2 protein-coding genes are annotated in these 1,772 nt (G+C 73.8%); both read left to right on the forward strand.

Going from position 1 to position 1,772, the window contains the following annotated elements; translation table 11 throughout:
- Positions 1-108 precede the first annotated feature (108 nt).
- Entirely contained in the window at positions 109-876 is a 768-nt protein-coding gene (locus tag IH44_RS46090) for a hypothetical protein (RefSeq protein WP_030464738.1), read from the forward strand.
- 124 nt (positions 877-1,000) lie between these two features.
- Positions 1,001-1,750, forward strand: a complete 750-nt coding sequence (locus tag IH44_RS0139810; protein WP_051818341.1) for a CHAP domain-containing protein — start codon at positions 1,001-1,003, stop codon at positions 1,748-1,750.
- Positions 1,751-1,772: the final 22 nt, after the last annotated feature.

The following is a 1,772-nucleotide window of genomic DNA, read 5'->3' on the forward strand; positions in this document are numbered from 1 at the left end:
CCTGCACACCATCCGCCACACCAGCGGTTCCTGGCAGACCGCCGGCGCCATCCCGCTGACCGGCGTCTACGGCAACCACTACGCCGCCAGCATCACCGGGTCCCTGTGATGGTGACGCGCAGGCACCACCGGCACCTCCGCCGGGCCGGGCTCGGACTGCTGGCGGCCGTGGTACTGGCCACCCTGCCGGGCTGCGCGAGCCAGGCGCCCGGCACGGCCGCGGCCCCGGCCGCCCCGGCCGCATCGGCCACCCCGTCCGCCCCGGCGGTGCCCCTCCCGGTGGCCGCTGAGGCCGCCGCTCCCGCTCCCGCCACTGCCACTGCTACTGCCACTGCTTCCGCCTCCGCCGAGGTCGGAGCGCAGGGCACCCGGCCCGCCGCCCCGGCGCCCGGCGCCACCGTGCAGAGCCTGCCGACCGGCAGCCTGCGGGTGGCCGGGGCCGCGCAGGTGACCGCCGAGATCTCCGGCCTCGCCGCACCGGCGAAGCTGACGACCGGCGGCCCGGCGGTGGAGTTCACGGCCACGCTGCGGAACACCGGCAGCACCGACTACCCGTCCGTGGCACCGCTGTTGAGGTTCGACCAGTACGACGGGGGCGCTGCCCCGCTCGGCTCGGTGCCCGGCACCCTGGAGCGCTTCGACCAGGCCGCCGGCACCTGGCGGCCCGCTCCGCTCCCGCAGGCGGCCGGCATGGACTACCTGCTCGCGGCGGACGGCCCGGTGGCCCTCCCCAAGGGGGCCGAGGTGAGCGTCCGGTACCGGATCGCCCTCGCCCCGGGCCTCCGCCCCGGCAGCACCGCGCTGCACCTCCTCGCGGTCTCGCTGCCCGACCACCTCCAGGCCGGCGACAGCCGGCTGCCCGTCTCCATCGGCTGATCCGGGCCGCCCGGACTCCCGCTCCACGCAGGGCCTCCGCTCCGCGCACGGCCCCCCGGTCCGCACTGCGGACCGCCCCATGACTTCACCACCAGTCGGACCACTCCAGAGAAGGACCACAGCCATGACCAAGAACGTCACCCGCCGCCTGCTGACCGCCACCGTCTCCACCGGAGTCCTCGCCTCCGCCCTGGTGTTCGGCGCCCAGAGCGCCCAGGCCAGCGTCGGCTCCAGCATCATCAACATCGCCTCCGCCAACCTGAACAACGGCCCGTGCAGCACCAACAGCGCGGGCGGCTCCGGCTACTACAACAGCTGCAGCGAGGCGTGGTGCGCCGACTTCGCCAAGTGGGTCTGGGCCCAGGACGGTGTCAACGTCTCCGGCCTGACCGCCGGGGCGGGCAGCTTCGCCCAGTACGGCTCCGGCCTGCACAGCACGCCGCACGTCGGTGACGCGGCGGTCTTCAACTACAACGGCAACGGCTACGCCGACCACGTCGCGCTGGTCGCCTCGGTGAACACCGACGGCACCGTCTCCACCATCGGCGGCAACCAGAGCAACCGCGTCACCTGGGGCAAGATCACCGCCAGTGGCTACTACGGCTCGCAGAAGGTCAGCGGCTACGTCACGCCGATCGGCGGCCGCGACGACAACCCGGCCCCGGCGCAGACCACCACCTGGAAGGCCCAGGTCCTGGTCAACGGTGGCGGTGGGATCTACCACGCGATCCGGGACTCGTCGGGCAACTGGTCGAGCTTCGCGAACATCGCCTCCCAGACCGGTGACATCGGGACCGTGGGGTCGATCGCGGACGCCGGCATCAACGGTGTCGGGTGCGGTGACGAAGGTGTCGGCGGTGTCGGTGGGTGGTGACCTGCACGTGCTGGCGGTGGCG

The organism is Kitasatospora sp. NRRL B-11411, from assembly GCF_000721345.1.
Taxonomy (GTDB): domain Bacteria; phylum Actinomycetota; class Actinomycetes; order Streptomycetales; family Streptomycetaceae; genus Kitasatospora; species Kitasatospora cineracea.